The sequence below is a fragment of the Streptomyces sp. M2CJ-2 genome (assembly GCF_016757295.1).
GTDB lineage: Bacteria > Actinomycetota > Actinomycetes > Streptomycetales > Streptomycetaceae > Streptomyces.
This window is the reverse complement of the sequence record NZ_JAESIF010000003.1, coordinates 92,952-118,226: the sequence shown is the minus strand read 5'-3', so window position 1 is coordinate 118,226 and position 25,275 is coordinate 92,952. Positions and strand designations below refer to the sequence as shown.

At 69.1% G+C, this 25,275-nt stretch carries 24 protein-coding genes, 1 tRNA gene and 1 pseudogene; 15 read left to right on the top strand and 11 right to left on the bottom strand.

Annotated elements, in window-relative coordinates; all coding sequences use genetic code 11:
* Positions 1-66: 66 nt before the first annotated feature.
* The 4 genes from JL475_RS04840 to JL475_RS04825 form a co-directional block, all read right to left on the bottom strand.
* Positions 67-1,029, bottom strand: coding sequence for a ComEC/Rec2 family competence protein (locus tag JL475_RS04840; protein ID WP_202275681.1), 963 nt, complete (start codon positions 1,027-1,029; stop codon positions 67-69).
* Entirely contained in the window at positions 1,007-3,499 is a 2,493-nt protein-coding gene (locus JL475_RS04835; RefSeq protein ID WP_202275675.1) for an N-6 DNA methylase, read from the bottom strand. The genes JL475_RS04840 and JL475_RS04835 overlap by 23 nt, the downstream gene beginning before the upstream one ends.
* 681 nt (positions 3,500-4,180) lie before the next feature.
* The gene (locus JL475_RS04830; RefSeq protein ID WP_202275665.1) at positions 4,181-4,750 is read right to left on the bottom strand and encodes a GNAT family N-acetyltransferase; all 570 of its coding nucleotides are present in this window, start codon (positions 4,748-4,750) and stop codon (positions 4,181-4,183) included.
* Complete coding sequence (locus tag JL475_RS04825; protein ID WP_202275663.1) at positions 4,747-5,514, bottom strand: GntR family transcriptional regulator; 768 nt, start codon at positions 5,512-5,514, stop codon at positions 4,747-4,749. The genes JL475_RS04830 and JL475_RS04825 overlap by 4 nt, the downstream gene beginning before the upstream one ends.
* A 559-nt stretch (positions 5,515-6,073) precedes the next feature.
* Between JL475_RS04825 and JL475_RS04820 the strand changes: the two genes are divergently transcribed.
* From JL475_RS04820 to JL475_RS04760, 13 genes are all read left to right on the top strand, one after another.
* The gene (locus JL475_RS04820; protein WP_202275661.1) at positions 6,074-6,337 is read left to right on the top strand and encodes a DUF6284 family protein; all 264 of its coding nucleotides are present in this window, start codon (positions 6,074-6,076) and stop codon (positions 6,335-6,337) included.
* The gene (locus JL475_RS04815; protein ID WP_202275659.1) at positions 6,337-6,612 is read left to right on the top strand and encodes a DUF6303 family protein; all 276 of its coding nucleotides are present in this window, start codon (positions 6,337-6,339) and stop codon (positions 6,610-6,612) included. Before JL475_RS04820 ends, JL475_RS04815 begins: the two co-directional genes overlap by 1 nt.
* Positions 6,609-7,613, top strand: coding sequence for a DUF2637 domain-containing protein (locus JL475_RS04810; RefSeq protein ID WP_202275656.1), 1,005 nt, complete (start codon positions 6,609-6,611; stop codon positions 7,611-7,613). The genes JL475_RS04815 and JL475_RS04810 overlap by 4 nt, the downstream gene beginning before the upstream one ends.
* Entirely contained in the window at positions 7,610-7,948 is a 339-nt protein-coding gene (locus tag JL475_RS04805) for an RRQRL motif-containing zinc-binding protein (RefSeq protein WP_202275654.1), read from the top strand. The genes JL475_RS04810 and JL475_RS04805 overlap by 4 nt, the downstream gene beginning before the upstream one ends.
* Before the next feature lie 78 nt (positions 7,949-8,026).
* Positions 8,027-9,598, top strand: coding sequence for a hypothetical protein (locus tag JL475_RS41145; RefSeq protein ID WP_202275652.1), 1,572 nt, complete (start codon positions 8,027-8,029; stop codon positions 9,596-9,598).
* A 2-nt stretch (positions 9,599-9,600) separates the two neighbouring features.
* On the top strand, positions 9,601-11,709 hold the full coding sequence (locus JL475_RS04795; protein ID WP_202275650.1) for a hypothetical protein: 2,109 nt from the start codon (positions 9,601-9,603) through the stop codon (positions 11,707-11,709).
* Positions 11,710-12,080: 371 nt separating this feature from the next.
* A complete protein-coding gene (locus tag JL475_RS04790) occupies positions 12,081-12,542 on the top strand; it encodes a hypothetical protein (protein ID WP_202275648.1) in 462 nt (153 codons plus the stop codon).
* An 8-nt stretch (positions 12,543-12,550) separates the two neighbouring features.
* On the top strand, positions 12,551-12,733 hold the full coding sequence (locus JL475_RS04785; protein WP_202275646.1) for a hypothetical protein: 183 nt from the start codon (positions 12,551-12,553) through the stop codon (positions 12,731-12,733).
* An 83-nt stretch (positions 12,734-12,816) separates the two neighbouring features.
* Positions 12,817-13,716, top strand: a complete 900-nt coding sequence (locus JL475_RS04780; protein WP_202275644.1) for a bifunctional DNA primase/polymerase — start codon at positions 12,817-12,819, stop codon at positions 13,714-13,716.
* Positions 13,713-14,069: a hypothetical protein gene (locus tag JL475_RS04775; RefSeq protein WP_202275972.1), complete on the top strand. Its 357-nt coding sequence runs from the start codon at positions 13,713-13,715 to the stop codon at positions 14,067-14,069. The genes JL475_RS04780 and JL475_RS04775 overlap by 4 nt, the downstream gene beginning before the upstream one ends.
* Positions 14,066-15,322 (top strand): DUF3631 domain-containing protein, encoded by a 1,257-nt coding sequence (locus tag JL475_RS04770; RefSeq protein ID WP_202275642.1) that lies wholly within the window; start codon positions 14,066-14,068, stop codon positions 15,320-15,322. The genes JL475_RS04775 and JL475_RS04770 overlap by 4 nt, the downstream gene beginning before the upstream one ends.
* A 157-nt stretch (positions 15,323-15,479) precedes the next feature.
* On the top strand, positions 15,480-15,668 hold the full coding sequence (locus tag JL475_RS04765) for an AlpA family transcriptional regulator (protein ID WP_202275640.1): 189 nt from the start codon (positions 15,480-15,482) through the stop codon (positions 15,666-15,668).
* 75 nt (positions 15,669-15,743) lie between these two features.
* On the top strand, positions 15,744-17,111 hold the full coding sequence (locus JL475_RS04760) for a tyrosine-type recombinase/integrase (protein WP_202275638.1): 1,368 nt from the start codon (positions 15,744-15,746) through the stop codon (positions 17,109-17,111).
* 161 nt (positions 17,112-17,272) lie between these two features.
* On the opposite strand, the gene JL475_RS04755 is transcribed toward JL475_RS04760, so the two are convergent.
* Positions 17,273-17,357, bottom strand: a tRNA-Tyr gene (locus tag JL475_RS04755).
* A 252-nt stretch (positions 17,358-17,609) separates the two neighbouring features.
* On the opposite strand from JL475_RS04755, the gene JL475_RS04750 reads away from it, so the two are divergent.
* A complete protein-coding gene (locus JL475_RS04750; protein WP_109381551.1) occupies positions 17,610-18,098 on the top strand; it encodes a YajQ family cyclic di-GMP-binding protein in 489 nt (162 codons plus the stop codon).
* Between the two features lie 157 nt (positions 18,099-18,255).
* On the opposite strand, the gene JL475_RS04745 is transcribed toward JL475_RS04750, so the two are convergent.
* Entirely contained in the window at positions 18,256-18,522 is a 267-nt protein-coding gene (locus JL475_RS04745; RefSeq protein ID WP_109381552.1) for a GlsB/YeaQ/YmgE family stress response membrane protein, read from the bottom strand.
* Positions 18,523-18,659: 137 nt separating this feature from the next.
* Here JL475_RS04745 and JL475_RS04740 point away from each other — a divergent pair, with 137 nt between their 5' ends.
* On the top strand, positions 18,660-19,919 hold the full coding sequence (locus JL475_RS04740) for an APC family permease (RefSeq protein ID WP_202275625.1): 1,260 nt from the start codon (positions 18,660-18,662) through the stop codon (positions 19,917-19,919).
* 59 nt (positions 19,920-19,978) lie between these two features.
* Here the strand turns inward: JL475_RS04740 and JL475_RS04735 are convergent.
* The 5 genes and pseudogenes from JL475_RS04735 to JL475_RS04715 form a co-directional block, all read right to left on the bottom strand.
* Positions 19,979-20,544, bottom strand: a pseudogene (locus JL475_RS04735) (SMI1/KNR4 family protein).
* 117 nt (positions 20,545-20,661) lie between these two features.
* Entirely contained in the window at positions 20,662-21,057 is a 396-nt protein-coding gene (locus JL475_RS04730) for a YccF domain-containing protein (protein ID WP_202275624.1), read from the bottom strand.
* On the bottom strand, positions 21,054-21,917 hold the full coding sequence (gene htpX, locus JL475_RS04725) for a zinc metalloprotease HtpX (RefSeq protein WP_109381555.1): 864 nt from the start codon (positions 21,915-21,917) through the stop codon (positions 21,054-21,056). The genes JL475_RS04730 and htpX overlap by 4 nt, the downstream gene beginning before the upstream one ends.
* Before the next feature lie 261 nt (positions 21,918-22,178).
* The gene (locus tag JL475_RS04720; protein ID WP_202275623.1) at positions 22,179-23,678 is read right to left on the bottom strand and encodes an NADH-quinone oxidoreductase subunit N; all 1,500 of its coding nucleotides are present in this window, start codon (positions 23,676-23,678) and stop codon (positions 22,179-22,181) included.
* On the bottom strand, positions 23,675-25,273 hold the full coding sequence (locus JL475_RS04715; RefSeq protein WP_202275622.1) for an NADH-quinone oxidoreductase subunit M: 1,599 nt from the start codon (positions 25,271-25,273) through the stop codon (positions 23,675-23,677). The genes JL475_RS04720 and JL475_RS04715 overlap by 4 nt, the downstream gene beginning before the upstream one ends.
* Between the last annotated feature and the right edge of the window lie 2 nt (positions 25,274-25,275).

Here is a 25,275-nt window from a genome sequence, read left to right as displayed (position 1 = left end):
GCCGCACACGGTTTGGAGCCGAAGTAAACAGGTCTGCTGGGTACTCGACACCTCTCGCTAATGTGACTACATCCCGGCTCCGTTGTTGACGCGGCAAAGCGGATGATCCCAACTTGCGACCCGAGAATCGAGCAAAGTCCAGCCTTCAATCGGAGCTATACCGCCGTCGCTCGAAACCCGAAACCCCAAGGTCCCACCGCATGCGACACCGCGACCACGCACAGCGCTATGGCACTTTGAAGTAACTTCTGTGCATGCCACGTTTGCGGTACGTCTGGCCGAAGTTATGGCTAATTTCGCTGGATGCTTGTAACGGTTCCCGGTTCCTGTTGAAATTACTACGTAATGCGGTGAGGTCTCGCTGATCAAATCATCCTCATTGAGCCCCCCCTTTGAGTTAAGGGCACCATGGTGTGGCCAGCGAAGGACGTCGCACCGCAGAGGAAGGCCATCGTCCTTTATCTTCTTCCAGACTCGGCCATCTGCATCACCGCCCACGATGAACGACGCGTTCGCGTACTCCAGGCGCATGACGCCGCTGGCCAGGTTTCTGTCCCCCTTGGCTACCGCTTGAGTCAGATGGATTTGGGCAGGCGCCAGCATTTGCCAGTTGAGTCTTCCAAGTTGACCGCTCGCACCTCTATTCGCAGGAAGATGGGCTAGCCGCTCAAGGGAAGGTTCGAGTAATTCTAACAGCGCAGCCTTCCTCATAGGCATGCTCTCGTCGAATGCCATCAGGGTGTCGTGGTTGTAGTAGAGCGTCTTGCAGCCAACGCTCTGAACTACGGACAGAAATCCGCCATAATGATCCATGTCCCAGTGGGTGAGCATGGCGGATTCAAGACCGACAATACCGATGCTCTCCAACAGATCCTCTACTACGAATTCCTTTCCGGGCGGGCAGTCGATAAGCATCGCAGCCTTTTCGGCCCGGTCAACGATAAGACTACTGTCCCCCTGGCCTACATCCAGAAAATAAACCTCCACGTCTTGGCTCGTTGCAGCTTCACTCTGCATCAGTGCCTTCACTGTCCGCCCCCAGTTCACCCGCAGAGCCAATCTCGGGTTGCGAAATTTCTTCGTAACTCATCCAGGATCGCGATTGGTAATGGAAAGAACAATCCTCCAAGTCGCTGCCGTCTGCGATCCTGACGCCGAACGTTTGACCTTCTCTGGCGAGCCATCCCATGAAATTTTTTGGTGGGGCCGTCCAAGAACCCGGGTAATCAGTCACTCCCGGGATCCGGAGAAGCAAGGACCCGTCCTTGGTCCTTTCCACTGCGCCGAATCGGCGTCTCACCTTGCCCTGCGCTGCGGGCTCCTCGTTTTCCAGCGAGTGGTAGCGGGGAGTGCCCTCGGGTGCGTCGAAACCGGCAAACCTGGCTTCGATGACTTCTCGCACAGAGTTAGGGACTGACATTGCTGCCCAGACCGTCTCTTCTAGGGAGCGGATATGGGCGTAGAATTCTTCATCATCGCTTTCGTGGAGCATGTGTCCAAGCTCCGAAAGCCTCAGCCAAACGTTGCTCTCCGTGGGCACCGGAATTCCCAGCACGTCAGAAGTGGAGATATTTCTGTCTGCGACTGCCTCGTCAATCCAGGCGGATGCGAAGGTGCTGCCCAGGAAGGCCATAATTGCGTAGATATCGACATCTTGTTCGGCAATGGGGATAATCATGTGGAGGCTATTCCGCACCAGGACGCCCTGTTCGTCCACGGCGACCTTCAGCCTCCATGGATTATTAGCTCTACGCGCTGCCGAGACGAGGACCTTGGCTGCCCCGATACCTTGACGCCCTCGTTCGCTACCTCCCTGAAAATCCTCTGGAAATGAAACAGGGATCAGGGTTTTTGAACTAGGCGATTTGAAGTGTCGCACCAATCGTGCTTGTTTCAGGTACAGGCAGTTTGAATCAGTAGGTTTCCGTGCTTGCAGCCCCGCTTTAGGCTGCGGGCCTGTGATTGCGTGCGCGATTGTGGCGAGCTTTGGCCAGTTGCTTCGACTCCTGAACTCCTCCGTTAGCACGCCCGACAAGAAGGAAGTTTTTTCACCTTGTTCAGTCTTAACTAAGGTGACCTCTTCAGCCTTTCCGTGCGCGTAAAGTTCTTGTAGGGCGCTCTTGCGGATTACACGCTTGAACAACCACCCAGCATTCGCTGGACGCTTGGCTTTGCGGGCGAAGATCACTGCGGGCGCCATTTCGGCACTCTCAAACGCGCCTTCCGGAAGGCGCCAAACTTCGAAGGTGTCACAGCTGGACCGCAGTTTTTCCCGTGCTTCCTTGCTGTTTCTGTTATTCAGCCATCCAACCGGCATAATGACTGCAAGGAACCCGCCTTCCTGGACGGTCTCAGTCATCCATTTAAGGAAGGTGTCTGCAATTTCCTGGCGCTTCCCTCCATGGCTATTTGAATTTCTCCACGGCGGATTTGCCACGATGATACTGGGCCGCTGATGTTCATTCAGTTTCATATCCAGGACATTGGCCTGAGCCACGTCCCATCCGTTGCCTGCCGGCATCGCATGTAGAAGCATGCTGAGACGTGCGATCTCGACCGCAAAAGCATCGGCGTCGCATCCCCTGAGGTGCTCTGCCAGATCCTGGTGGCTCCTCTGCGTATCCCAGTTCTCGGGTTGAAGGTCGCGCAACCTATCGTGGGCAGCAAGGAGTAGCCCACCGGACCCACATGTGGGGTCCATGACACTTCGATTTCCGGGGCGTAGATATTCGATTGGGATGGCGTCAACGATTTGACGCGCGAGACCAGGCGGCGTGTAATGAGTACCTAGACTTCTTCTGTGGGAGTCCGAAACGAGTGTTGATTCGTAGACTCCCGACAGAATTCTAGGGTCAAGACTTTGATAATTGATTCCTTCGCCAAGTTCGGCGATGATGTACTCGAATGCCTCTCTTTCCTTCTCGCTCGATGCCTGAAGCCAGCTAAAATAGCTAGCAAATCTCTGTTGTGATGCATCGGCTAGAGCGCCTGGGCTTAGATCGAGACCGGTTTTATCTCGAAGGACGAGAGCGGTTAGGGCACCCACCACGAGCCTCGCTGCGCGCTGGTGCAGCCGCTCCGCTGGCTCCGAACCCTTGAGCTCGAATAGCGTCGGTTGATATAGGTCCACAGCAGCCGATAGTGCCTGCTCCACTCGAGGGGTGAGGCGTTCTTCCGTTTTCTGCTGAGCGCGCTCAAGTAGCTGGACGTCTATTGGGAAGAACGACAGTTGTCGCCGTCCCATCTTGGTGGCAAGAAGTTCGCGAGGCCCCAAGTGATCTTTTAACTTAGGGGCAGACTCCAGGTTTTCATAGGCCAGCTCGTCGAAAGGGGCCGGATTACTGTCGGGTCGGATAAAATAAAACTGGATGGCCGACTCGTTTAGACTGACGAGCATGGGAGCAGCGAGAGTTCGAGCTATTTCGACTGACTGCGAAGTGAAAACGCCAATGCTGGATGACTGATCAGGGACGTCAACGACCAGTGTTGCCGTGCTCATGTCCTGAGGGGCGGACCGCCCAAACGCGACGAAGTCGGCATGGAAGGAGTCTTGACCTCCTACCCACACCGGGTACTCTTCTGCAACTCGACTAGCGTCGTATCCCAGCCTCCCAAGTAGGCCGCGAGCAACCTGACGGCGTGCATCCCTGGTGAGGGCCACGCTTGCCTCCCTCGGGTCAGTTGTGGAGTTGCAGCAGTACTCCAAGCTAATGGTGCAGCATAGGTGATCAATGTGCTAGCAGCCCAGTTTGTTAGCAAGGCTGTTACTCGAAACTGGGTGCCCAGCCAACGTATGGTCCATAGCCAGAGAGTTACGGGGCTAGGTCGGTGCAGCGGGTTTGGCCGGTGGCCTGCCCGGTCTGAGGTCGAGCATGGCCAGGGGGCCGTACGCTGGTTGGCAACTCGGGCAGGCTTTGGACCTGCCCACAATGTGCACGAGTGGCCCCCTGGTCTTGTTCGACGCGGGCCCCGGACCGGGCAGGCTAAAGCCGTGAAGCCGACCGGCCCCAGCCACAGAGGGTTTTCTATGCTCTGCCCGCTGCACGTAGCGCGCCGCCGGGCGCGGCCAGCCGGGGCGCAGACGGGAGCAGGCCGCGCCGCAGAGGCGGCGCGCGCCCGCGCCGTGCGCGGGCCTTGAATCAGGGCAGGGAAAGTTCCATGCCTCAGCAAGGCTTTCGGCTCAAGCCGCGAGAGGGAGCCGTACGGGAGCCGGCGTGCGGTCCGTGAATCCGTCGGCTGCGGGACGCGCCGTTCGCTGGGCGAGCCACCCGGAGACCCGCGGCCCGCCGTTCACCGCCATGCCCTCGCGGACCGTACGGACATGCGTGAAGCCCTGCTCGAGGTAGTACCGCTGGAGCCCCTCGTTCGTCGTCCAGGCGTCCAGGCGGAGCCACCGGGCGCCCGCGCGGTGTGCGCGGGCGCCCGCCCAGTCGAGCAGCCGGCCGCCGAGGTTCTGTCCGGCGTACTCGCGAGCAATGGTGAGCTTGTTGACGAACATTGACGGTTCGGCCAGCTCCTCGCTGGTCCACAGCCCGTCTTCCGCGTCCGGCGTGAGCGTGATGGTTCCGGTGGTCGTGTGCCCGTCGCGGAGCATGAAGACGGTGCCCGCCTCGATCGTGGCCGACAGCTTGTCCGCCGGGTACGGGCGGCTCCACTGGTCGGAGCCGAGCCCGCGCAGCCAAGCTGCTGCCTCCTGACGGAAGGACAGCAGCGTGGGCAGGTCCTGCGGTTCCGCGGGAGTGATGATCACGTGTTCTCGCTTCGGCCGGCCAGGTCGCCGATCTCGTAGTTCATCCGGTTCAGGTCGCCCCGGAACGTCGTGACGGTGCACCGGATGGGCCGGTCGGGGGCGTAGCCCGTGCGCGTCCACAGCAGCACGGGCACGCCGGCCCCCACCTCCAGGAGGCGGGCCTCGTCCGGCGTGGGCATGCGGGTCGCGATCTCGTCGAAGTAGCCGATCTGCTCGATTCCGCGGCCGGCCAGATACCGCGTGGTCCCCTCCTCGATGTCCCCGGGGTCGGCCAGGCGGGGAGAGCCCTCGATCAGCCAGGCCGGGTAGTACGTCGCCTGCGTGGACCACGGCACGTCATCCACGTACCGGTGACAGAACCGAAGGACGACCTTGCTTCCCGGCTCCACCCTCAGCCGCTCCGCGACCTCTGCGGGCGCGGGCAGCATCTCGACCCGGAACGTCTGGTGGGGGCGTCGGCCGGCGTTCGTCACGTCGGTGTGGTAGGAGTCCCCATTCTGCGGGAACTGCAGGTTCTCGAAGCGGGAGGCGTTGAGTTCGAAGACCTCGTGCGAGCGGACCTCGTAGCCGAGCCCCTGGCTGGAGGTGACCAGCCCCTCGCTGACCAGCAGGGCGAGCCCGGACCGGACGGTGTTCCGGGAGGCGTCGAACCGGGCCGACAGCTCGCTTTCCGAGGGCAACCGGCGGTCGGAGTCGAACGCGCCGTTCACGATCTCGCGGCGCAGGGCGTCGGCTACCTGTCGGTACTTCGGTTGCTTGCTCATGCGCCCATCATGACGCACTCGCTCAACTTGTTGGTACATGCGAGCTCCAATCGCTTGACGAATCACCTTCCGCGGGGGCAGCATCACCACATCAGCTTGTACCAACAAGTTGAGCAGGTGGTGCAGATCCATCAAGCATGCCCGCCTGGGCTGACACGACGCCGCCCGGAGGGCTCTGGAAGGGGCTCGAAGGAAGCGCCGGCTCTTTGAGAACTCAAAAGAGTGCCGACCCAGCCGCATGAACACGTGCGGTCGATGGGTGCGGGTCACCACCCCGACCGCCCATGTCGGGCCGGGTGACCTGCCCAGCGCCGCCCTACGGGGCGGTGGCTGGCATTGCGTGATCTGACATCCGCAGAACCTTCCGCGGCATCTGCCGCTCTCTGAACATCAACTACTTCCGCCGCGCTCACTGCGGCGGCCGGTTGCCTCCGCTGCTCGTCTCGTACGAGCAGTGCTGAGGGGAGCCGGATCTTCCGACTTCAACGGCGTGCGGCCCCGGTGGTAGGACACCGGGGCCGCTGTGTTGAGCCGTTCCTATGCGAGAGGAACACGACTCATGAGGCACATCGGTGCACTTCAGGCGGTTGTTACCGCCGCCGAGTTCGACCGCGAGCCGACGGCCGCGGAGCTGGACGCGATCGAGGGCGAGATGCCGCTCATCACGGCGGAGCTGGAGCTGCTGGACGCGCAGATCACCACCCTGGACCGCGCTCCGTCGCCGCTGGATGTGCGCCGGATCCGGCGGGCGCGCCGGCGGGTGCTGGCCGCCCGTCGGGAGCTGACCAACCGGGACGTTGCGGGTTCGCCGGAGGTGGCCTGATGGCTGCCGTGTTCACGGCGCAGATGGCGCGCCGCCGGGGCCGGTGGCGCCTGTATGTGGTGCTGTTCAACACCCCGGCGTGGCCGGAGCGGGACCTGGGTGGCGGTGCTGCGGTGCCGGCCGTTCAGGAGCGTTCACGGGCGCTGCAGGCGCTCGGCTACGCGCTCATTGACGGTGCGCGGTGGGAGTGGACCGAGGACAGCGAAACCCCGGACGACCCGGCGTCGGCGGTGCTGCTGATCGCGTCGGTCACGGTGCGGGAGGCGGGGGCATGAACAGTGTTCAGATCCGTTCAGCCGAGCGTGCGTTGTCGGTCGGGACGTGGCTGATCGTGGCCGGGGCGATGCTCTACTCGATCCTGACCGTCACCCCGCTCGCCGCCGCGCACACCCCCGATGAGTGGGACTGGACCGCGCCGATTCTGCCGCTGGTGGTGGACGCCGCGGTCGTCATCGTGGTCCGCCTCGATGCCGCCCTGGCCCGGCTGGGCGGGCACGGCGGCCGGTGGCCCGTCGTGCTGCGGTGGATGACCGGCTGCATGACCCTCGCGCTCAATGTCGCCGACTCCGCGCTGCGGAAAGACCTGGTCGGCGTGGCCGTGCACGCGGTCGCTCCGCTGCTGCTCATCGTCACCGCGGAGACCGGGCTCGCCTACCGGCGGGCCATCACCGCCGCCCTGGCCGCCCACGAAGCACAGCAGCGGGCCGAGCAGGCCGAGCGGGAGAAGACCGAGCGGGAGCGCCGGGAGGCGGCCGAGCGGCGGGCCCGCGAGGACCGCGAGCACGCCGCGACGCTGGTCCGTGAACAGCGCGAGCACGAGGCCCGGCTCGCCCGCGAGCAGGCCGAGCGGGAGGAGGCCGCCCGCCGCGCCGAACGGGCCGAGCGCGAGGAGCGGGAGCGGGCCGAGCGGGAGGCGCGTGAACGCCGGGAGCGCGAGCGTGAACAGCAGCAGCGCGAGCGTGAACGCCTCGAACGCGAGGCCGCGCAGCGCCGGGAGCGGGAGCGGCTGGAGCGCGAGCAGGAAGCGCGCCGGCAGCAGCAGGAGCGGGCCGAGCGGGAACGCCGTGAACGCGCCGCGCTGCTGTCCGGCGGCCCGGTGAACGAGAAGCTGCCCGAGGACCGCGCCCGCGCCGTCGTGCACGCCGCCTGCGGTGAAGGGCTGCCGGTGCGGGCGGCTGCCGACCTGTGCGGCTGGTCCATCGGCTGGGTCTCCACCCGCTACCAAGAACACCGCGACGCGGCCGCCGGCCGGACGCTCGAAGGCGCCACGCCGTGAGCGCACTGCCGGTCTACCGGTGGCGGCTCGCCCCGGACGGCTATGCCACCCGCCGCCAGCTGCGGGCCCTCGGGCTGCGGCCCGGCGGGCAGGGCGTCGCCGCCGAGCTGCAGCGTCCGCGCCGCCGCCGCGGCCCGCTGGTCGCCTACCTGTACCGCATCGACCGGGCCAAGCCGGTCCGTCCGATGACCCCGGCCCGGTGGGCGGCTCTGGCGAAGGCGAACGCCGCCCGACGGATCTGCCCGAACTGCCGCCGTGACGTGGGGTATCGCATCCCGCGCTCGCACGGCATGTGCGGCCTGTGTGTCCACCACGAGGAACAGCGCACCGCCTGACCACATGCGCAAGGCCCGGACGTCTGCTTGGAGGCGCGTCCGGGCCTTGCTGATCTCCCGTGAAGGAGTGCACTCAGCATGACGGACACCACCATCACTCCGGTAGCGGGCCCCGAGGCCCCGCCGGACACCACACCGCCCGCCGCACCCGAACCCGCCCCGGTCGCCGCCGAGGTCGACCACACGCCGGGCGGGTGGCCGGTCGTCCCCCTCGCGGTGACCGGCACCAACGCCGCCACCTCCCTGATGGCCGCCGCCGCGCTGGTCGGCGGCCCGGCCGCGCTCGCCGTCGCCGCCACCGGCGCCGTCGTGCTCGGCACCGCCGCTGCAGCCCGCAGCCACCGTGACCAGAAGGCCAGGGGGAAGGCCCTCGGACGGACGGCCGGGACGGCGGCGACCGGCCGCACCGCCCGGAGCGGCGCCGGGCGGGTGCCGGGGCAGTTCCGTACCGGGAGCGCCGGCACCACCCAGGCCGCGGGTCGCGGCCGGGGCAAGACGCCACGCAGCACCACCGGTTCGGCCGCACTGCGCGGCGCCACTGGTTCTTCCAAGGCTGCTGGTCGCGCGGGCCGGCCGCACCGCGGCGGCCGTAAGGCGTCCGCCGGGTCGCCGTCGGCAGCGTCGGGCAAGGGGCGCGGCAGGGTGGGGCAGGTCAAGGCGCTGCGGGAGACGGCGCGGCAGTCGTCGCCGTCGCGGGCCGCCCGCCGCAACGACACCACCGGTGCACGCCGTTCGGTCGCCGATGCGCGGCGGCAGGCGAAGGCCGACAAGCGGTCCGTCTCGCTCGCCGGTACGGGCGGCCTGATCCGGCGGGCCGCGGGCACGGCGGCCGGCCGCGTCGGCAAGGCCCACGGGGCCGCCATAGCGCGGGCCCGCACGGCGCGCGACCAACGGGCGGCCGGGCAGGTCGCCGCCGGGCGTGACCAGGTGCGCAAGGCCCCGGCCCGCAAGAGGGCGCGCAAGGCGCTGCTGCGGTCGGCGGCCCGGTTCCAGCGGCGCCGCCTGCTCGCGGCCCTGCTGGCCGGGGCGCTCGGGCTGGTCGGTCTGATCACGTCCCCGATCGGCCGCAAGCTCGGTTGGCCGTGGCTGATCCACCCGGGCCGCCGCCTGTACGCCCGGATGATGCGCACCGCCGACCAGCAGCGCCGGCAGCGCGATGAGGCCACCCTCGCCGCCCTCACGGACGACGAGGCCGCCGCCGACGCCGAGGCGGCCGACGACAGCGAGCAGATCGGGGACCAGGTCGAGCGTCCGGCCGGGGTCGTCCCCGCCACCCCCAGCACCACAACGAGTGAGGGAGAGAGCGTGTCCGGTTTCCGGTTCGAGGAGTACGCGGCGGAGATGGAAGCCGCCGCCAACAGCTACGACCCCGACAACGCCATGGAGATCCTGGCCATGGTCGAGGGGCTGCCGGCCGCGCTGACCAGCGTGGCGAACGTGATGCGGATCCTCGCCGAGCGGGCCGACTCGGAGTTCCCGCTGGAGAAGGAGGTCGCGGACGGCTTCAACGACATCTTCGGCGCCGTCATGTCCGCCGTGGCGGTCGCCGAGGACATGGGCCCGCTGTTCCGCCAGGCCCACGAGCAGGACATCGCCCGCCACGAGGACCCGCGCAACGGGCCCGAGGCCGAGAAGGGATGGAACGTCTGATCATGACCACCCACACACAGGCCAGCACCGGGCCGGTGTGGGACTGGGCGGCCGGTCACGGACCCGTGACCGGCGCCCTGTCCGCCACCACCGGATGCCTCGCCGTCGCCACCACCGGAGCCGCCGCCGGCATGCCGCCCGGCTGGGCGCTCGCCGTCGGCGCGGCCGGGGCGATCGGCCACACCGTCACCAGCCTGCGCGACCGGCTGTCCGCCCGCACCATCACCATGCGCGCCGCCTCCTGGCTCATCGGCGCGGGCTGGACGACGTGGGCGATGACCACCGGCCCGCTCACCTGGGCCGCCCTCGGCTCGCTGGCCACCCTTGGAGTCGGCCTGGGCGCCGCCGCCCGCGCCACCCTGCTGCGCGAGGAGGCCCGCGAGCTGGAGGCGCTCGCCGCCGCCGAGCGGCAGGTGGCCCGCGAACTGTCCGCCGAACGCCGCGCGATCGCCGCGGAATGGGTGGACCGGATCCAGCGGGTGTGCGGCATCACCGTGCGCGTGCTCGCGGTCGAGCAGTGGCCCACCGGCACCGGGTTCACCCTCGACGCCGAACTCCCGCCCGGCGGCACCACCTACGACAAGATCGCCAAAGAGTCCGCCCGGCTGTCCGCCGATGCCCGGCTGCCGCACGGCTGCACCGCCTCCGCCTCCCAGGGCGTCGACCAGGGCCGCGTACTGGTCGACGTGACCACGGTCAACGTGCTCGCCGCCGAGGCCACCTACCCGACCGACTACGGGCCGCTGTCCCTGCACACCGGCATCCCGTGGGGGCTGCGGACCAATGCGGACGAGATCCGCGCCTACCTGCGCGAGCAGTGCGCGCTGGTGGTCGGGCCGACCGGGTCGGGCAAGACGAACATGGTGCACACGATCCTGGCCGGGTTCGCCCGCGCCACCGACGTGCTGACCTGGGTGATCGACCTGAACGCCGGATCGGCCGGCCTGCCCTGGGTGCGGCCCGCGCTCGACGGCAGCGGGCAGACCAGTGACGGCCTGCGGCCCGGCGTGGACTGGCTCGCCGCCTCCACCGAGGAGGCCGAGCTGCTGCTCGATGCGGCGGTAAGGGTCGCCAAGCACCGCAAGATGGCCTACCAGGACCTCATGTCCCGGGCGAACACCGATCTGCTGCCGATCAGCGACCGCATCCCGCAGATCATGCTCGTGATCGACGAGGGCGCGGAGATCCTGGCCGGCACCGACAAGGAATCCCGCAGGCTCGCCGCGAAGATCCTGGAGGTGATCCGGATCGCCCGCGCCATGGGCATCCGCACCGTGCTGACCGCCCTGGGCGCCACCGGCGCGGTGCTCGGCAACCTGATGATCCGCCGGGAGGCCAAGGTCCGGGTCGCGCTGACCGGCGGCGAGACCGAGGGCATGGACCTGGGCAAGCAGTTTCCCGGCTCCCGCGGGCTGCGCGTGGACCAGGCCCCATACAAGGGCGCCGGGTTCATGGGCACCCCCGAATCGGCGGCCGCGCTGTTCAAGTCGTGGCGGATCCTGCCCAACCAGATCCGCGACATCGTCGCCGCCACCTCCGACCGGCACCCCACCCTGGACGCCACCTCGAGCAAGGCGGCCGGACCGGACTACGCCCGCCGCTGGGACAGCGCCCGCACCGCCTGGATGCGCGACGGCCACCCCGCCGCCCACACCGGGCAGGGGGAGGCAGGAACCGGGGGCGGGCTGAACCTGTCCGCGCTCCGCGGCGAGCGGCCGTCCGCCCCGGAGTCCGAGGCGGACGCGCTCGCCCGCCGGTTCCGCGAGCAGATCGACGCCCAGTTCGCCACCACCACCGAACCCGGAGCCACCGAGCCGGGCCCGGCGGAGCAGCCGCCCGCGGCGGCCGGGCTGAACCTCTCCGCCCTGCGGGGTGAGGACAACGCCGCGAAGGAGGCCGCGCTCGCGCTGCTCCTCGCCGCCGGACCCGAAGGGACCGGGGCGTCCGCGATCGCCCGCGCGCTCGCCGACGAGCACGGCACCACCCGGCAGACGGTCGTCGGCTGGCTCAAGACGTGGACCGAGGACGGCACCGCCGTCCGCGTCGGGACCGGCACCAAGGCCCGCTACGTCCACCACCGCCACGCCCCCGAAACCCCTGCCGAGGGCTGAGCGGAGGAGGGGGGCGGGTCACGGATCCCAATTCCAGTCCCGAGCTGGTTGCCGGGGACCTTCCTATCCCACCCCCCATGGCCGCGAGTCCCTCACGATCTCCGTCCGGCCGCGCACTGCGCACGGTAGCCGGAGCCACTGACAAGGCCCCGCGGCGTGAGCGCTTGTCGCCTGTCGCCCGTCCCCGCGGGAAGGGCCCCGGGCGGCTCCGTGAGGGCCGGAAACGGCTTGTGACCTGCAAGGCGACAAGCGACAAGACAAGACAAGCGACAAGCCGCACGACAAGTCAGACGACAAGCGACACGACAAGCAAGGCACCGGGCAGCACCCCCACCAAGGGTGCTGCCCGCCGTCGTTGAAGGGACCCCGTTGTGCACTCCCAGACCCCGTACGAGATCACCACCCTGTCCGCCCAACCGTCGTCCGCGTACGGCGAGATGCTGCCGCACGAGATCCCGCCCGGCGTCCAACTCGTCGCCCTGCCCGGCGGCATCCGCACCCTCGCCTACACCCAGCCACCGGCCGCGCCCGCGCCGCAGCCGGCACCGGTCGCGGCCCCGATCCCGACCTGGGCCAAGACCACCGCCCTGCTCGCCCCGACCGTCGGGGGCGGCATCGCCGCCGCCGGCATCGGCCTCTCCTACGCCGCACCGGGACTGATCGCCATGAGCCACGCCCTGTGGTCCGCCGTCGCCCTCATCGCCGCCGGCGCCATCGCCGTCCCGCTCGTCCTGCGGGCCGCACGGCGCCCAGCCGGTCCGGCGCAGATCACCCAGAACATCACCGCCACCGGCCTGTTCGGCAAGGCCACCGGCACCATCAACCACCGCTGAGGAGACCCGTGAACGACTCCCTGCGCGACCGCGTCAGCGACGCCGTCGCCCTGCTCACCGGAACACGCACCGTCCGCTGCCCCGTCCTCGGCTGCGACGTCCGCATCCGCTTCCGCGCCGTCACACCCGACGAAGCCACCCGGCTCACCGAGCTGGCCACCGACCACACCCGGCACGGTGCCAAGCCCTGACAACGCCGAAGGCGGCCCGTGTCTCGCCAAAGCCTCGGGCCGCCCTCGTCTGCCAGCACTCGTCAGAACTGGAGACATCCAGCATGACCCATGCCCGCAAGCCCGCGCTGCTCGCCGCAGCGCTCGATGCCGCCACCCGCGGCTGGCCCGTCCTGCCGCTGCGGCCCGGCGGTAAACGGCCCGCGCTGCACGGCGAGAACGCTTGCACCCGCACCGGCCCCTGTGCCGGCGGGCACGTGAAGTGGGAGCAGCGCGCCACCACCGACCCCGATCGCATCCGCGCCGCGTGGTCCGCGGGTGCGTTCAACGTCGGCATCGCCACCGGCCCCGCTGGGCTGCTCGTCATCGACCTCGACAAGCCCAAGAGCAGTGCGGACACGCCGTGCGGCGTGACGACCTTCACGGCGCTCTGCGAGCGCACCGGGCAGACCGTGCCCACCACCCGCACGGTGCGGACCGCGAGCGGGGGTCGGCACCTGTACTTCACCGCCCCGGCCGGTGTCCGGCTGGGCAACACGGCGGGCACCCTCACGCCGCTGGTCGACACCCGCGCGCACGGCGGCTACGTCGTCGCCCCCGGCAGCACCACCCCCGGCGGCTCGTACGAGGTCATCCATGACGATCCCGTCCTGCCGCTGCCGAGGTGGCTGCTGGACGCGCTCCAGCCCGCACCCAAGCCCGACCGCCCGGTACAGATCGCGCGGCCGGTCACCGGCGGCTCGCGAGTGGCGGACGTGGCGTTCAAGCGGGAGACGGCCGCGATCCTCGCCTCCCGCGAGCCGCACCGCGAGGACACGCTCTTTCGGGCCGCACGGTCCATGGGGCGCTTCGTGGCATGGGGCGACATCCCCCGTCACGTGGTCGAGGAGGCTTTTCAGAGCGCGGGGGAGTCGGTGGGGCTCAAGCCCTACGAGTGCCGCTCGACTCTGCGCTCCGCCCTGAACTGGTCGATCCGCACCTGCCGGCCACGGGAGACGGCGTGACCAACCCGCCTCCCCGCCCCGCTCTGAAAAGCCTCCCCGCCACCTCCCAGCCGTCCGCCGCCGGACCGACCTCTACCGCTCCCGGCGGTGGGGCGCCGACGGGCGTCGCCGAAGGCGTCCTCTCTGCTGTTCGCCCTGACCAGCAGCCGGGAGACGGCCGGTACCCGGTCGCCTGGCTGCACATCACCGCACCCGGCCGCGGCGCGATCCCCGCCGCCACCTCGAAGTGTGCGTGCGGCCGGGACCGCAGTGCGGTCGGCCACCGACGGGTGCTCGCCCTGATCGCCGACCACACCGCCCACCGTGACCTCTGCCCGCTCCGGAGCTCCCAGGAAGGGAGGACCGCCGCATGACCAGCAACACCCCGCCCGCGCCGTCCATCGACGGAGCCGCGCTGCTCGATGAGGTCGAGGCGTTTCACCGCCGGTTCAACGTCTTCCCCACCGAGGCCGCCTACGTCGCCGTCGCCCTGTGGGACGCGCACGCCCACCTGATCAACGCCTTCGACGGCACCGCCCGGATCGCTTTTCTGTCACCCGAGCCCGGCTCCGGCAAGTCCCGTGCGCTGGAGATCATCGAGACGCTCACCCCCCGCGCCGCGACCACGGTCAACGCCTCCGCGAACGCCCTCTTCCGGCTCGTAGAGGCCGACGGAGGGACCCCCACGCTTCTCTTCGACGAGATCGACACCGTCTTCGGCCCCAAGGCCGGAGGCAACGAAGAGGTCCGCGGGTTCCTCAACTCCGGCTACCGGCGCGGCGGCAAGTCCCTGCGCTGTGTCGGGGACGGTTCCAATCAGAACGCGGAATGGTTCTCCTCATTCTGCGCGGTCGCGATGGCCGGCCTTGGCTCGCTGCCGGACACGATCCTGACCCGCTCCGTCATCATCCGCATGCGCAAGCGCGCCCCCAACGAGAAGGTCGAACCGTACCGCCGCCGCGTCCACGAGAAGCAGGGCCATGCCCTGCGCGACCGGCTCGCCGACTGGACCGCCACCGTCCATGACCAGGTCGCCCAGGCGTGGCCGGAGATGCCCGAAGGCGTCTCCGACCGGCCCGCCGATGTCTGGGAGCCGCTCCTCGCCGTCGCCGACGCGGCCGGCGGCCATTGGCCCGAACGGGCCCGCGCCGCCTGCGTCGCACTGATCAAGTCCGCCCAGGAAGGCGGCGAAGCCTCCCTCGGGGTGCGGCTCTTGACCGACCTGCGTGACCGCGTGTTCTGCGGCGCAGACCGCATGCCCACCGCCGCCATCCTCGAAGTCCTTCTCGGGCTGGATGACGCGCCATGGGCCGACCTGACCGACGACGGCAAGGCGCTGACGGCCCGCGGCCTGTCCAAGCTCCTGAGCCAGTACGTCCGCCCCGACAACACTCCGATCCGACCGCGCGGCATCCGCGTCGGCAGCGGCACCCCGAAGGGCTACTACGCGGAAGACTTGAGCGACGCCTGGGCCCGCTACTGCCCCCCACCCCCCGCAAAGTCCGCAACATCCGCAACAGCCGCAACACCCCAGATCAACGAGGGTGAATCTGTGGCGGAAGACGGTTCCGAGAGCCGCCACATGTTCGCGGAAACCGACACACGCCAACTGCGCGTCGTCGGCTGACCAGCCGCACTCGATAGGTGCCGCCGCGCCCCCACGTGGCGGCACCTATCCGCAACACAATCGGCATCCGCCACAGATTCGAGCCGCTGACCAGCCATGTTGCGGCGTGGCGGATGTTGCGGATTTCCCAGAAGGCCCGAGACAAGGAGTCGCAGCCTTGGCCCGCCCCCAGATGCTCAAGCTCCCCGAAGTCCTCGCAGAGATCGGTATGAGCCGCGCCGCCTTCTACCGCATGCGCGCCCGCGGACAGGCGCCGCGGCTGGTGAAGCTGCCCAACGGTCACCTGCGGGTGCGCCGCAACGACCTGGACGACTGGCTCAGCAACCTGGACTCGCCCGCCTACTGATCACACCGACTCTCCGACATCATCGCCAAGGGGCCCGGCTCATCATGCCGGGCCCCCTCCACGGAAAGGCCCCCGATGGGGAAGACGTACGACGTTCGAATCTGGTCTGTCCGGCAGCGCAAGGACCGGGGACAGAAATCTGCAGAGCTGCGCTGGAAGACAGGCGCAACTCCGCACTCTCAGACGTTCCGCACCAAGACGCTGGCAGAGGGCCGACGCGCCGAACTATTGCGGGCGGCACATGCCGGCGAACCGTTTGACGAGTCCACCGGAGTACCGCTCTCCGAGCTGAGGCAGCGCAACGACGTCAGTTGGTACCAGCACGCCCGCGAGTACATCGAAATGAAGTGGCAGCACTCCCCCGGCTCCACACGCCGGACGCTCGCGGAAGCCATGGCCACCGTGACGCCCGCTCTGGTTAGGGACACCAAGGGCATGGCCGACGCTGGGACGGTGCGGACGGCCCTCTATAGCTGGGCGTTCAACGTGAGCCGCCGTGGCGAGGAGCCGCCGGGTGAGGTGGCCAATGTGCTGGCCTGGTTCGAGCGGAAGTCCCTGCCCACGTCCGCGGTGGCCGACCGCATGCAGGTACGCGCCGCCCTGGACGCCCTGACCAAGAAACTGGACGGCACCACGGCGTCCGCGTCGACCATCCGCCGGAAGCGGGCCATCTTCCACAACGCACTCGGCTACGCGGTCGACGCCGGCCGCCTGATGGACAACCCTCTGCCACAGGTGCAGTGGAAGGCTCCGGAGCAAGTGGCGGAGGAACTGGACCCCGCCTCGGTGCCAGATCCCCGGCAAGCACTCGCGCTACTCGGCGCCGTACGCACGCAGAGTCCCCGCGGGCGCCGCCTGGTCGCGTTCTTCGGCTGCATGTACTACGCGGCGGCACGGCCAGCAGAGGTCATCGGTCTCCGCCTACAGGACTGTGACCTGCCCCGCAGAGGGTGGGGAACTCTGCGGCTCCGGGAGACCCGTCCGCGGTCGGGGTCGGCCTGGACCGACAGTGGCGAAGCGCACGACCGACGGGGACTCAAGCACCGGCCGCGGAAAGCGGTCCGCCCCGTGCCGATCCCGCCCGACCTCGTGAGCCTGCTGCGGTGGCACGTCACGGCGTACGGAGTCGCCTCCGACGGACGGCTGTTTCGCACGCAACGCGGCGGGCTCATCCAAGACACCGGATACGGCGAGGTGTGGGCGGAAGCCCGCGCACGTGCCCTCACACCCGCTCAGTGTGCGTCGCAGCTGGCGAAGCGCCCATATGATCTTCGTCATGCCGCCGTGTCCACGTGGCTCAGTTCCGGTGTGGAGCCGCAGGAAGTGGCCGCGCGCGCCGGCCACAGCGTGGCCGTGCTGTTCCGCGTGTACGCGAAGTGCCTGGACGGCGGCGCCGCCACGGCGAACGCCCGGATCGAGCGGGCGTTGAAGAACGGCAGCTAGGAGGGCCGGAAGCTGCCCCACGTCTGCCCCACACGGGCTGGTCAGCACGCGAATCAGGGTGAGACACACTGGGAAAAAGCACCTATAGCGGCCAGACCGCGCCCGCGAACGCCGAAAGGGTCTGCGATCAGCATTGCTGCTGGTCACAGACCCTTTCGATCTGGTGGCGGCGCCAGGATTCGAACCTGGGAAGGCTGAGCCGGCAGATTTACAGTCTGCTCCCTTTGGCCGCTCGGGCACACCGCCAAGATTGCCGCTTCGAACCGCCTTGCGGTGGCGCTCCGTGGCAACGACGTAAACGATACCTGATGAGCAGGGGTGCTTCGCCACCCGATTGATCGCTGCCCGGAGGCCCGGGGGTGACTAGGCTTGTGCGGATGGCGGCCCGGGACCGATGCCGGGCCCGAGGGCCGCCCACGTATGCCGGTAGCCGGTACGCATCCGGGTCGCAGCCCGATCGCGGCCCGATACGGACCCTGATACAAGGAGCCACAGGACATGGCCGACTCCAGTTTCGACATCGTCTCGAAGGTCGAGCGGCAGGAGGTCGACAACGCCCTCAACCAGGCCGCCAAGGAGATCTCGCAGCGCTACGACTTCAAGGGCGTGGGTGCCTCGATCTCGTGGTCCGGGGAGAAGATCCTCCTGGAGGCGAACTCCGAGGACCGGGTGAAGGCTGTCCTCGACGTCTTCCAGTCCAAGCTGATCAAGCGGGGCATCTCGCTGAAGGCCCTGGACGCCGGCGAGCCGCAGCTCTCGGGCAAGGAGTACAAGATCTTCGCGTCGATCCAGGAGGGCATCTCCCAGGAGAACGCGAAGAAGGTGGCGAAGCTCATCCGCGACGAGGGCCCCAAGGGTGTGAAGGCCCAGGTGCAGGGCGAGGAACTGCGGGTCAGCTCCAAGAGCCGTGACGACCTGCAGGCCGTCATCGCCCTGCTCAAGGGGCAGGACTTCGATTTCGCCCTGCAGTTCGTCAACTACCGCTAGACGAAAGAGCCACGGGCGTGGAAGTGAGGGCGGGTGTGGGCTCTCGCCGGTGACGTCCGTGGTCGACGCGTGCGCCTCGCGCACCGCGTGTGCGAGGAGGGCGGGCGCCTTGGTGCGCCCGCCCTCCTCGTCCGTCGGCCGGGATCCCGGAGTGCGATCAGTTGCGTGAGTGGCCGAACAGGAGGCGGTACGCGACCAGGAGGACCAGTGAACCACCGATCGCGGCGGCCCAGGTGGCGCCGTCGTAGAAGTCCTTGGTGATCGGGTGGTCGAGCCAACGGGCCGATATCCAGCCACCGATGAACGCACCGGCGACACCGATCAGGGTCGTGCCGATGAAGCCGCCCGGATCGCGGCCCGGCAGCAGGAACTTCGCGATCGCTCCGGCCAACAGTCCCAGAATGATCCAGCTGATGATCGTCATACCGTGAACCCTGCCCTCTCGCGCCGTGCTCTCACCTGCCCCGGCCGGTGCGTCCGGTCCAGGTGTTCGTGCTGTCTTGGTACGTAGGACGACGCGCGTACATGTGACGGTTGCCGTGATCAGTAGGGTGCGATTCCATGACCACCCATTCCGGTTCCGAACTGCGCCGCACGCTCGGAGTGGGCGACGCCGTCGTCATCGGTCTCGGCTCCATGGTGGGCGCCGGGATCTTCGCCGCCCTGGCGCCCGCCGCGCAGGCAGCCGGATCCGGGTTGCTCCTCGGGCTCGCGCTCGCCGCCGTGGTCGCCTACTGCAACGCCACGTCGTCGGCCCGCCTCGCCGCCCTTTATCCGGCCTCCGGCGGCACCTACGTCTACGGGCGGGAACGGCTGGGGGAATTCTGGGGTTATCTCGCGGGCTGGGCGTTCGTGGTCGGGAAGACCGCCTCCTGTGCGGCGATGGCACTCACCGTCGGCGCGTACGTCTGGCCGGGGCAGGCCCAGGCCGTGGCGGTCGCCGCCGTCGTGGCGCTGACCGCGGTGAACTACGGCGGTGTGCAGAAGTCGGCGTGGCTGACGCGGGTGATCGTGACCGTGGTCCTGGCTGTCCTCGCTTTCGTGGTGGTCGTGTCCCTGACCTCGGGGCAGGCCGATGCCGGGCGCCTGACCATCGGGGCGTCGGGTGGCGTGGGCGGGGTGCTCCAGGCGGCCGGCCTGCTGTTCTTCGCCTTCGCCGGGTACGCCCGGATCGCGACCCTCGGTGAGGAGGTGCGGGATCCGGCGCGCACCATCCCGCGCGCGATCCCGCTGGCGCTGGGTATCGCACTGGTCGTGTACGCGGCTGTCGCGATCGCCGTCCTTTCGGTGCTGGGGGCAGAGGGACTGGGTGACGCCGGTGCGCCGCTGGCCGACGCGGTGCGGGCGGCCGGGGTCGCGGAGCTGACGCCGGTGGTACGGGTGGGGGCGGCCGCGGCCGCGCTGGGGTCGCTGCTCGCCCTGATCCTGGGCGTCTCGCGGACCACGCTGGCCATGGCCCGGGACCGCCATCTGCCGGGCGCCCTGGCCGCCGTCCATCCCCGGTTCCAGGTGCCGCACCGGGCGGAGCTGGCCGTGGGAGTGGTGGTCGCCGTCCTGGCCGCGACGGTGGATGTGCGGGGTGCGATCGGGTTCTCCTCCTTCGGGGTGCTGGCGTACTACGCGGTGGCCAACGCGTCGGCCTGGACGCTTCGTCCGGGGCCGACGGCCCGGGTGCTGCCTGCTCTCGGACTGGCCGGGTGCCTGGTCCTGGCGTTCTCACTGCCCGGGGTCTCCGTGGCCGTCGGCGCGGGAGTGCTGGCGGTGGGTGCGGCGGCCTACGGGGTGCGGCGGTGGCGTGGACAGGGGGTCGTCGGGCGGTAGGGCACCACGAGCAGGGCGGGTACGGCAGTGACCACTGCCCCGCGGTCGGCCGGAGTCGCTCAGGACGTGTGCGCCGCCGTCACACGGTGGGAGTAGTCGGCCCACAGGGCGAGGTCCGCCCCTCGTTCTCCTCCTCGTACCAGCCCGTGCCGTCGATCCAGGAGCGCAGCCGGTCCGAGAGGCTCGGGGCGTCGACGAACCAGGCGTGGTCGGGGGCGTCCGCGCTGGGCTCGAAGAGGAGGACGGTGGCCTGCGGGGAACGGCAGTCCACACACGCGTACATCCCTCAGCCCCAGTGGGATATCGGCAGCACGCCCTCGGGCCAGGGCCAGTCGGGATCCTCGCGGCCGCTCTCACGGTTGGCCAGGTACTGGGCCACGGCGGCGGGTTCGTCGGACGGTGGGCCGTCCAGCAGGGGCAGCAGGCCGTACTCGGGGCCGAATCCGCCGTCCGCCGTCCGCCGGTAGAGCTCGGCGAGCAGTGGGGGCAGCTCGAATCCGAGGGCGGATTCGGATCGGGCCAGTGTGGTCTCGTCCACGGGCTCGGGGAGGGTGGGCCGGCCCCACGGGCGGGTCTCGCGGGCCTTGGCCACCACTTGTGTCAGCAACTGCTCGTGCTCGGTCATGCGTTCATCATGCGGGCCGGCACTGACATTCGGGACAGCCTGTGGACAACCCCCAGGTTGTGGACATCCGGTTCGGTTTCCCGTCCGGCACGCTCACCGCCCTACCGCTCCACCGCTCTACAGGCGGGCCGAGAACGGCTGGTCGGTCCGTACGATCTCGCGGCCCATGGGGAGCAACGAGACGGGAATCAGCTTGAAGTTGGCGATGCCGAGCGGGATGCCGATGATCGTCACGCACAGGGCGATACCGGTGGCGATGTGGCCGAGGGCCAGCCACCAGCCGGCGAGCACCAGCCACAGCACGTTCCCGATGCAGGAGGGGGCGCCCGCGTCCCGGCGCTCGACCGCCGTGTACCCGAAGGGCCAGAGGGCGTAGACACCGATCCGGAAAGCGGCGATGCCGAACGGGATGCCGATGATCGTGATGCACAGGAGGACGCCCGCGAGCAGGTAGGCGAGGAACAGCCAGAAGCCGCTCAGGACGAGCCAAATGACGTTCAGGATGGTCTTCACTGCGGGCGACCTGCCATCTTCTCGAGTCGGGCGATGCGTTCGGTCATGGGCGGGTGGGTGGAGAACATCTTCGTGATTCCCTGACCTGGGCGGAACGGGTTCGCGATCATCATGTGGCTGGCCGTCTCGATGCGGGGCTCGGGCGGCAGGGGGAGCTGCTTGGTGCCCAGTTCCAGTTTGCGCAGTGCGCTGGCGAGGGCAAGGGGGTCGCCGGTCAGCTGGGCGCCGGAGGCGTCGGCCTCGTACTCTCTGGAGCGGCTGATGGCCAGTTGGATGAGGGAGGCTGCGAGCGGGCCCAGGATCATGATCAGCAGCATGCCGAGGAGGCCGGGGCCGTCGTCGTCGTCGGAGCGGCCGATGGGGATCAGCCAGGCGAAGTTGACCAGGAACATGATCACGGAGGCCAGGGCTCCGGCGACCGAGGAGATCAGGATGTCGCGGTTGTGGACATGGCTGAGTTCGTGGCCGATGACGCCGCGCAGTTCGCGCTCGTCCAGCAGGCGCAGGATGCCTTCGGTGCAGCACACGGCGGCGTTGCGCGGGTTACGGCCGGTGGCGAACGCGTTCGGCGCCTCGGTCGGGGAGATGTACAGGCGGGGCATGGGCTGGCGGGCCTGGGTGGAGAGCTCGCGGACCATGCGGTACAGCCCCGGGGCCTCGAACTCGCTCACCGGGCGGGCGCGCATCGCGCGCAGGGCGAGCTTGTCGCTGTTCCAGTACGCGTAGGCGTTGGTGCCCAGGGCGATCACGACGGCGACAACGAGCCCCATGCGGCCGAAGAAACTGCCGATGACGATGATGAGTGCGGACAGTCCCCCGAGGAGAACCGCGGTCCTGAGCCCGTTGTGCCGGCGGTGCACGGTACGCCCTCCAAGTCGTGCGGCGGGGGGACCCCGGTTCGCTGATCTTCCTTCTGACCTGCGAGGGCCCCGGGTGTCCTGGCCTCACGTCCAGTGGACCCTCCCGTATTCGTCAACGCCAGGCGAGGGGCTCTAGTTCCCTTGTGCGCGCGGTGGCGCGTGTAAACCGTCCGGGTGACGGCGACTGCGACGGCGGCTGTGACGCCGCGCTCGACGCTCGGTCCGGTGGCCGAAACCGGCGGTCTCCGGGCACCCGGAGCGTCAGAAGAGGCTGGTGTCGGTGAGGCGCAGGATCAGCTGGGGCGCGCCGGACAGGACGATGCCGAGGACTCCGGTGAGAGTGATCGCGGCGGTGAGCGGGACCGGGAAGCGGTGCTCGGCCGGTTCGCCCTCGGGGGCGCGGAACAGCAGTGCCGTCCACTGGAGGTAGTAGACCAGGGCGATGACGACGTTGACGGCCATGACGACGGCGAGCCAGCCGAGTCCGGCGTCGACGGCCGCGGAGAAGACGGTGACCTTGGCGAAGAGGCCGATGATGCCGGGCGGGAGTCCGGCGAGGCACAGCAGGAAGAAGGCCAGGAGCAGGGCGGTGAGCGGGGCGGAGGCGTACAGGCCCCGGTAGTCGGAGACCCGGTTGAGGGGCCGCGTGCGGCCGACGAGGGCGGCGACGGCGAAGGTTCCGAGGTTCACCGCGCCGTACATGAGGGCGTAGGCGAGCGTGGAGCCGATCGACTTCTCGGCGTCGCCGGAGTACGCGGCGGCGGCGATCGGCACCAGGAGGTAGCCGGCCTGGCCGACGGAGGACCAGGCGAGGAGGCGTACCGCGCTGTACGCGCGCGTGGCCTGCTGTCTGAGGGCTCCGACGTTGCCGACGGTCATGGTGAGGGCGGCCAGCACGGCGAGCGCCGGGCCCCAGACGTCGGCGTACGACGGGAGGGCGACGACGGTGACGAGGATCAGGCCGGTGAAGCCGACCGCCTTGCCGATGACGGACAGGTAGGCGGCGATGGGCAGGGGGGCTCCGACGTAGGTGTCGGGCACCCAGAAGTGGAAGGGGACGGCGGCCGTCTTGAAGGCGAAGCCGACGAGGGTGAGGACGACGCCGGTCTGGGCGAGCGTGTGGAGCTGTCCGTCGACGGCTTGGACGCGCTCGGCGAGCAGGGTGAGGTGGAGGGTTCCGGTGGCGGCGTAGAGGAAGCTGATGCCGAGGAGGCTGACCGCGGTGGCGGTGACGGAGGACAGGAAGAACTTCAGGGCCGCTTCGGACGACTTCCGGTTGCCGTGGCGGAGGCCGACCAGGGCAAAGGCGGGCAGGGAGGCGACCTCCAGGGCGACGACGAGGGTCGCGAGGTCGCGGGCGGCGGGCAGGAGGGCGGCGCCCGCGGCCGAGGACAGGAGCAGGAACCAGTACTCGCCCTCGGGGAGCCGCTTGTCGGCGTCCTTGAGGACGGTGGCCGACAGGAGGGCGGTCAGGAGCGCGCCGCCGAGCACCAGGAACTGGATGACGAGGGTGAAGCGGTCGGCCGTGTAGCTGCACACTCCGGGGTCGCCGACCAGGCAGAACGTGCTGCGGTCGGCGTCGAGGAGGGGCAGCAGCATGAGCGTGGCGGCGGTGAGTCCGGCGACCGCGAGCCAGCCGAGCAGCTGTTTCCTGGCCTCGTTGACGAACAGGTCGGTGACGAGGACGGCGAGTCCGACGACGGCCGCGATGGTGGGCGGTGCGATGGCCAGCCAGTCGACGGACTGGACGAGGGAGCTCATCGGGTGCCTCCTGCGAGGAGCTGCTGCACGGCCGGGTCGGTCAGTCCGATCAGGGCGCCGGGCCACAGTCCGGTGACGACTGTGAGGACGACGAGCGGGGTCCAGGCCGCGAACTCGTAGCCGCGGACGTCGGGGAGAGCCGGGGCTTGCTGCGGCTTGGCGCCCATGCAGACCCTGCGGATCACGATCAGCAGGTACGCGGCGGTCAGCAGGGTGCCGAAGGCGCCGATCGACATGAAGGTGAGGAAGGCGGGGCGGCTGAGTCCGGCGGCGGGTTCGAAGGCGCCGAAGAGGGCCAGCATCTCGCCCCAGAATCCGGCGAGGCCGGGCAGGCCGAGGGAGGCGACGGCGCCGAAGGCGAGCAGTCCGCCGAGGCGCGGTGCCCTGCCGTAGAGGGCGGCGCCGGTCGCTGGGGCGTGCCGGTCGGACGACGGGCGGGCCAGGGTGTCGAGGTCGACGGTGCCGGTGCGCTCCTTGAGGCCGCCGACCAGGAAGAAAAGCAGGCCGGTGACGAGGCCGTGGGCGATGTTGGCGAACAGGGCGCCGTTGACGCCGGTCGGGGTCATGGTGGCGATGCCGAGGAGGACGAAGCCCATGTGGCCGACGGAGGAGTAGGCGATGAGGCGTTTGAGGTCGCCCTTGGCGCCTTCCTTGGCGAGGGCCAGGCAGGCGAGGGACCCGTAGATGATGCCGACGACGGCGAAGGCGCCGAGGTAGGGAGCGAAGGTGCGGAAACCGTCCGGTGCGACGGGGAGCAGGATCCGCACGAACCCGTATGTGCCCATCTTCAGCAGGACGCCGGCCAGCAGGACCGAGCCGACGGTGGGGGCGGCGGTGTGGGCGTCGGGCAGCCAGCTGTGCAGTGGCCACATCGGGGTCTTGACCGCGAGCCCGATCCCGATCGCCAGAACGGCGATGACCTGCACGGATACGGTCAGTGACCGGCCGTTGTCAGTGGCGAGTGCCACCATGTCGAACGTGCCCGCCTTGATTCCGATCAGGAGCAGGCCGAGCAGCATGACCACGGAGCCGAGCAGCGTGTAGAGGATGAACTTCCAGGCGGCCTCGGCCCGGCCCTCGCCGCCCCAGCGGGCGATGAGGAAGTACATCGGGATCAGGACCGTCTCGAAGGCGAGGAAGAACAGGATCAGGTCCAGGACGGCGAAGGCCGCGAGGGTGCCGGATTCGAGGACGAGCAGCAGGGCGACGAATGCCTTCGGGGACGGGCCCGTGGGCGGTTTGAAGTAGGTGTACAGCGCGCTGAGGAAGGTCAGCAGCGCGGTCAGGACCAGAAGGGGGAGGGAGATGCCGTCGGTACCGAGGTGGATCCGTACGTCGAGTGCGGGGATCCAGCTGATGTCGGTCGTGGCCTGCATCCTCGACGGCTGGTCGTGGTCGAAGCCGAGCGCGAGGACGATCGCCGCGATGAGGACGGCGCCGGTGACCGTCACACCGTGCCGGAGCACGGCCTGGTCGGGTGACGTCCCCTTGAGTCCGGGCGGAGCCGGCAGGAGAGCGGTGGCGGCGCCGAGGAGCGGGCCGACGACGAGGAACGCCAGGAGGAACTGCATCACGGACTCGCTGATATCGATCACGT